This is a genomic window from Gemmatimonadota bacterium (assembly GCA_026706345.1).
Lineage (GTDB): Bacteria > JAAXHH01 > JAAXHH01 > JAAXHH01 > JAAXHH01 > JAAXHH01.
This window is the reverse complement of record JAPOYX010000012.1, coordinates 11,656-18,109: the sequence shown is the minus strand read 5'-3', so window position 1 is coordinate 18,109 and position 6,454 is coordinate 11,656. Positions and strand designations below refer to the sequence as shown.

8 protein-coding genes are annotated in these 6,454 nt (G+C 57.8%); 7 read left to right on the top strand and 1 reads right to left on the bottom strand.

The genetic code is table 11. The features are described from left to right. The 5 genes from OXG98_00960 to OXG98_00940 all read left to right on the top strand — a co-directional run. The coding region (locus OXG98_00960) for an SCO family protein (GenBank protein MCY3770582.1) at positions 1-639 on the top strand (639 nt) is incomplete at its 5' end. 24 nt (positions 640-663) lie between these two features. After that, positions 664-1,611, top strand: a complete 948-nt coding sequence (coxB, locus tag OXG98_00955; GenBank protein MCY3770581.1) for a cytochrome c oxidase subunit II — start codon at positions 664-666, stop codon at positions 1,609-1,611. 35 nt (positions 1,612-1,646) lie between these two features. Then, the gene (gene ctaD, locus OXG98_00950) at positions 1,647-3,275 is read left to right on the top strand and encodes a cytochrome c oxidase subunit I (GenBank protein ID MCY3770580.1); all 1,629 of its coding nucleotides are present in this window, start codon (positions 1,647-1,649) and stop codon (positions 3,273-3,275) included. An 86-nt stretch (positions 3,276-3,361) separates the two neighbouring features. After that, a complete protein-coding gene (locus OXG98_00945; protein MCY3770579.1) occupies positions 3,362-4,060 on the top strand; it encodes a cytochrome c oxidase subunit 3 family protein in 699 nt (232 codons plus the stop codon). A 10-nt stretch (positions 4,061-4,070) separates the two neighbouring features. Beyond that, positions 4,071-4,427 carry a cytochrome C oxidase subunit IV family protein gene (locus OXG98_00940; GenBank protein MCY3770578.1) on the top strand — a complete coding sequence of 119 codons (357 nt, stop codon included), beginning with the start codon at positions 4,071-4,073 and terminating at the stop codon, positions 4,425-4,427. 409 nt (positions 4,428-4,836) lie between these two features. On the opposite strand, the gene OXG98_00935 is transcribed toward OXG98_00940, so the two are convergent. Next, the gene (locus tag OXG98_00935; GenBank protein ID MCY3770577.1) at positions 4,837-5,292 is read right to left on the bottom strand and encodes a hypothetical protein; all 456 of its coding nucleotides are present in this window, start codon (positions 5,290-5,292) and stop codon (positions 4,837-4,839) included. Positions 5,293-5,320: 28 nt separating this feature from the next. Between OXG98_00935 and OXG98_00930 the strand changes: the two genes are divergently transcribed. Both OXG98_00930 and OXG98_00925 read left to right on the top strand, forming a co-directional pair. Beyond that, a complete protein-coding gene (locus OXG98_00930) occupies positions 5,321-5,737 on the top strand; it encodes an aspartyl protease family protein (protein MCY3770576.1) in 417 nt (138 codons plus the stop codon). Positions 5,738-6,126: 389 nt separating this feature from the next. Beyond that, on the top strand, positions 6,127-6,393 hold the full coding sequence (locus OXG98_00925; GenBank protein ID MCY3770575.1) for a hypothetical protein: 267 nt from the start codon (positions 6,127-6,129) through the stop codon (positions 6,391-6,393). Positions 6,394-6,454: the final 61 nt, after the last annotated feature.

The following is a 6,454-nucleotide window of genomic DNA, read 5'->3' as shown; positions in this document are numbered from 1 at the left end:
GGGGACAAGCCGGTCATCCTGACACTGGTCTATTACGATTGCCCCATGCTGTGCACGGAAGTACTCAACGGGCTCAACCGGAGCCTGGCGCCGCTGGACTACAGTATCGGTGAGGAATTCGAGGTCGTGACCGTCAGTTTCGACCCGAGGGAAACCCCGACGCTCGCGTCGCAGAAGAAAGCGGTCTACACGCAGCGCTACGGGCGGCCCGGAACGAAGGAAGGCTGGCATTTCCTGACGGGCGAAGCGCAGGCCATCGACGCGCTTACGGAATCCGTTGGCTTCAGCTATGTCTACGACGAAACCGAAGGGCAGTTCGTCCACGGCAGCGCCATCATGATCGTCAGCCCGCAGGGCACGGTTTCCCACTACTTCTTCGGGATCGAATACCCGTCGGAAGACATCCGGCTGGCCCTCATCGAATCTTCCGAGGAAAAACTGGGCACCGTGTTCGACCAGATCATGCTGTACTGTTTCAATTACGACCCCGAACAGGGCAGATACGGGGTCGCCATCATGAACGCGATGCGCGTCGCCGGGCTGGTCACGCTGCTGGCCATGGGTTCCTTCATGGTCGTCATGTTCAAACGGGACCGCCGCAGGCGGCGGGCGAGGAAAGAAGGCGGGGTAGAAGGGTAACCGGCTAAACCGTAAAGTGAGCGTATGAACAACCAATTTCAACTGCATCCCGAGATCGCATCAACCTTTGCCTTCGACGTTGATCTGCTGTATTTTTTCGTAGTGGCCGTCAGCATTTTCTTCATGGCCCTGATCTGCGTCCTGATCTTTCTCTTCGCCATGAAGTACCGGCGTCGGACCGAGGACCAGCAGGCGGAGTCCCAGACCCACGGCCACCTGGGACTTGAAATCACCTGGTCGGCGATTCCGCTCGTCCTCATGCTGATCATGTTCGCCTGGGGTGTCTGGCTCTTCTTCAGGGTGTACCAGATCCCGGACGGCGCCATGGAGTACTACGTGGTCGGCAAGCAGTGGATGTGGCACGTACAGCATCCGACGGGCCAGCGCGAAATCAACGAAATGCACGTGCCGATCAACACGCCGGTGAAGCTGACCATGGCGTCCGAGGACGTCATTCACAGTTTCTTCATCCCGGCGTTCCGGGTGAAGAACGACGTGATTCCCGGGCGGTACACTTCGCTGACCTTCGAGGCGACGAAGCCCGGCAAGTATCACCTGTTCTGCGCCGAATACTGCGGTACCGAACACTCGATGATGGTCGGAAGCGTATATGCCATGGAACCGGAAGACTACCAGAACTGGCTGGGCGGCGGCGTGTCCGACGAGACGCCGGAGGAGGCCGGGGCGCGGCTTTTCTCGCAACTGAACTGCGATACGTGCCACAGCGACCAGGCCGGGGCCCGTGGGCCGTCCCTGAACGGTAAATTCGGCACGGAGGAAGTCCTCGCCAGCGGCGAGCGCATCCTGATCGACGAAGCCTATATCCGGGAATCCATCGTCAATCCCCGGGTCCGGCTCGTATCCGGCTATCCGTCCATCATGCCGACCTACCAGGGTCAGATCACGGAGACCAACATCTTCAATCTGATTTCCTACATTAAGTCACTACCGAGTACGGAGGGCGCCCAATGAGCACGATAGCACAGCAGGGGGCTGCCGAACACCGGATGCCCCGCGACCACTTCCTGAACGCCGCTTATACGATCAAGTCCTGGCTGCTGACGATGGACCACAAGCGCGTGGGGCTGCTGTATCTGTTCTCGATCACCTTCTTCTTCCTGATCGGGGGCACCTTCGCCAGCCTGATCCGGCTGGAACTGGCTACACCCGAAGCGGATCTCATGGAAGCGGACCAGTACAACGTGGCCTTCTCCATGCACGGCATCGTCATGATCTTCTTCTTCCTGATCCCGTCTATACCGGCCGTGTTCGGGAACTTCATCATGCCCCTCATGATCGGGGCGAAGGACGTGGCCTTCCCGAAGCTGAACCTGATGAGCTGGTATCTCTTCATCTTCGGCGGGACTTTCGGCGTGCTGACCACCCTGCTCGGCGGCGTGGATACCGGGTGGACCTTTTACACGCCCTTCAGCAGCACCTATTCCAACAGCAACGTGATCCTGGCGGGGATGGCGGCCTTCATCGCCGGATTCTCCTCCATCCTGACCGGGCTGAACTTCATGGTGACCATCCATAAAATGCGGGCGCCGGGCATCACCTGGTTCAAGATGCCCCTCTTCGTCTGGGGCATGTACGCCACGAGCCTGATCATGGTCCTGGGCACGCCGGTCATCGCCATCACGCTGGCGCTGATGATGGTCGAGCGCGGGTTGCACATCGGCATCTTCGATCCCGCTCTCGGCGGCGACCCGGTCCTGTTCCAGCACCTGTTCTGGTTCTACTCCCATCCGGCCGTGTATATCATGATCCTGCCCGGCATGGGGGTCATCTCCGAGGTCATCGCCGCCTTCAGCCGGAAGCGGATCTTCGGATACGAATTCATCGCCATGTCCAGCGTCTCGATCGCGGTCCTGGGCTTCTTCGTCTGGGGACACCACCTCTTCGTGAGCGGCCAGTCGATCTACGCCGGCATGGTCTTTTCCTTTATCACCATGCTGGTAGCGGTGCCGTCGGCGATCAAGGTGTTCAACTGGATGGCGACCATCTACAAGGGTTCGGTGTCCTATGACGCCCCCATGCTCTACGCCCTGGGTTTCATCGGGCTCTTTTCCATAGGCGGGCTCACCGGCGTGTTCCTGGCCATCATGGGGCTGGACATTCACATGCACGATACGTACTTCGTGGTTGCCCACTTCCACTATGTCATGGTGGGCGGCGCGGTGACGGCCTTCATGGCGGCGCTGCACTTCTGGTGGCCCAAGATCTCCGGCCGCATGTACCCGGAAGGGTGGTCGCGTCTGGCCGCCTTTCTGATCTTCGCCGGGTTCAACATGACGTTCTTCCCCCAGTTCATCGTGGGCTATCTCGGCATGCCGCGGCGTTACCACGTCTACCCGGAGGAGTGGCAGCTGCTGAACATCATGTCTTCGGCCGGCGCCACCGTCCTGGCCGTGGCCTTCATCGTGCCCGTGATCTACCTGCTCTGGTCGCTGAAGAACGGCAAGATCGCCGGTCCCAATCCCTGGCGGGCCACGGGACTGGAATGGATCCTTTCATCGCCGCCGCCGGAACACAATTTCCCGACCACGCCGATCGTGGAGGAGGAGCCGTACGATTACGGCGAGGTGATCGAGAACCCGGTGCACGAGGAAGAGGAAGAGCACGAACACGCGTAGTCCGTGCGCGCAGTCCGCAGGGACAGTAAGCGGGCGCGTCATGATGCGCATGCAGTCAACGCGCAGTCAACCTGTGAAGGAGTAAGATGGTGTCAGCCAGTACGGAAGCGGCCGCCCACGGCCACGATGTACACGAAGCACATCCCCATTACATGCGTCACCAGTTCGACGACATGGATCAGCAGAACGATGCCGCGAGCCTGGGGATGTGGCTGTTTCTCCTGACGGAAGTCATGTTCTTCGGCGGGTTCTTCCTGGGGTATTCGATCTACCGGAGCGAATACTACGATTCCTTCGTCATCGGCAGCCAGAATCTCGACGTCTTCCTTGGCGGCCTGAACACAGTCGCCCTGATCACCAGCAGCGTCACCATGGCCTTCGCCGTCCGGGCGGCCCAGCTCGGCAAGAAGAACCACATTCTCATCTTTCTTGTGCTGACCCTCGTGCTCGGCCTCGTGTTCATGGTGAACAAGTACATCGAGTACTCCCACAAGCTGCATGACGGCTTGATTCCGGGGTACAATTTCCTGTGGACCGGCGCGGGCGACGGGCAGACCATTCAGTTGTTTTACGGCTTCTACTTCTGCATGACCGGAACCCACGGCCTGCACGTCCTCATCGGGCTCGTGCTCATCGTCTGGCTGCTGATCCGCGTCTGGCAGGACAAGTTCAGCACCGAGTACTATGCGCCGATCGAGAACTTCGGCCTGTACTGGCACTTTGTCGACCTTGTATGGATCTTCCTCTTCCCGCTGCTGTACCTCATCGGCGGACTGGCCGTATAGGAACCATATCATGACTGAACACGCAGAACACGGCCATCAAGCCGAAGGCGGACACGGGGATCACCACGGCCCCCACATCGCCACTTCGGCCAACTACCTGACCATCTTCGCGGCACTGCTGGTCCTCACCGCGGTGACCGTGTGGGTGGCCACCGTGGACCTGAGCATCTTCAACACGGTCGTGGCCATGGCCATCGCCAGCGTCAAGGCCATCCTGGTCATCCTGTACTTCATGCACCTGAAGTTCAGCCCCGGCCAGACCAAGCTCGCCGCCGCCGCCGCCATCTTCTGGCTGCTCATCCTCCTCATTATCACCTTCTTCGACTACATCGGCCGCACCTGGCAGGACAATCCCGCGGGCTGGTAACTGGTAGGTAGGGTCGTCGGGATCAGAACGACGGCACCACAAGCCGTCGCAACGTCCAATCCACCGGATGACGTTCTGCCCTTCGACCGGCGAATTTCTATCGTCAAATGGCCGCTATCCCGAAGCACCGGTTGCGGCGCGGATGCGGTTTTTCTTCTATCGGTGGTAGATTAAGTCGAAATAAACCACGATATAACCCTCCCAATACAGACTAATCCTATAGGACGTTAGTTCTGCCGCGCAGAATTTGCATCATGGCCGGTTTCCGTTCATGTACCGTTCGTGTATGCCGTGGGCCAATCGTTTTAATGAGGCGTAAAAGGAGGTGGTTTCAGTGGATGGTATCTCGGATACGAACACGGAAGAACAGATATTGCTTTGTATTGGTGTTCTTACGGATGATGTACGATCATTGAGGACGGATGTTAAGGATGCCCAGGTGCGCCTTGGCCGTGTAGAGACGGACGTCAAGGATGTCCGGGATCGCCTTGGCCGTGTAGAGACGGACGTTAAGGATGTCCGGGATCGCCTTGGCCGTGTAGAGACAGACGTCAAGGATGTCCGGGATCGCCTTGGCCGTGTAGAGACGGACGTTAAGGATGTCCGGGATCGCCTTGGCCGTGTAGAGACAGACGTCAAGGATGTCCGGGATCGCCTTGGCCGTGTAGAGACGGACGTTAAGGATGTCCAGGATCGCCTTGGCCGTGTGGAAACGGACGTTAAGGATATCAAGGGACGGTTTGACGGGGTTGAATCTGACATCAAGGAGATCAAGGAAGCGCTGCGAGAGATGAACGGCCGCCGTTGATCGGGTTGATTGCCTCCCGGATTGAAAGCAAGGCGAGACGGGTTTCCTACATCTCATAACGAATCGACACCGAAGGGTGGGTAGCATGGGCGAAATCATCGCTGAAGTCGAATTGGAGAACGCCGTAGACCACGAGTTGGTCAAGACGGGCCACCTCGAGGAAAACGATGTCCGGCGGATCACCGTCCGGGCCATTGTGGATACGGGCGCGATGATGTTGACGCTCCCGAAGAACGTGGTGGACCAACTCGGTATCGGCGTGATACGTAAGGCGCCCTTCACCATGGCCAACGGAGCAAAGAGCGATCTGCCCATCGCCGGTCCACTTTCCGTCCGTATCGGGGACCGTGGCATGTTCACCAGTTGCGTAGTGGTTGATGAAGGCGCGGAGGCGCTTGTTGGCCAGATCGTCCTGGAAGAACTGGATCTGCTTCCCGATCCGACACGACGAACGCTAGGACCGCGACATCCGTCCGAGGAAGGTCCATTGCTGCGATTGTAAACTCGGTCCCACATGCGGATGGTCGCCTGAACACGATGGAATATGACGCGTCGTTATGGACCGGTGTTTGAGGGAGCACGCCGGAGATCGAAGTCATCAAGCGCTCTTACGTTTCACACAATCGGGGTACGTCATGGGGGAAAATCCAGTCACTTACGCAGTACTCTTAGGCGCGATAGGTAGTCTTGTCAGCATCGGGATATGGATCGGCAGAACCAATACATTCAAAGCGTCGGTCGAAAACACGCTCGCGGAAATCAAAGAATCAATCAGCAGCATTCAGGATTCCGTCGAGAAGATCCTGCTCCGACTTCCGCCAGATTGATGTAATCGCGGGTTTGCTGCAGTTGTTGTTTTGACTACTACCTTATTAAAACGAGGAAGAAGGTATGGCTGAGTTATCCTGGTTCCAACGCAATGGCGCCATATTCTCCGGGATTCTTGCTTTTATCGCCCTGTTAACGTACCTGCACGTATCTATCAGTGAAATTGGGGCCGAAACATCGGGGTTGAGAAGGGAGATCAGAGAAGACCTTAAAGAGGTAAGATTCTCGCTGGATCGGGTTGAAACCAAGGTAGATGAAGTGCGTGGATACTTGAGGTACAATGCCGATACAACGAACAGCGACGGTCCGCCGGCTGATATGAAGAAATAAAACGTAATGTATGGACTACCCTCCCGATTCGACATCGCTACGGGCAGCGGATTTATTGATA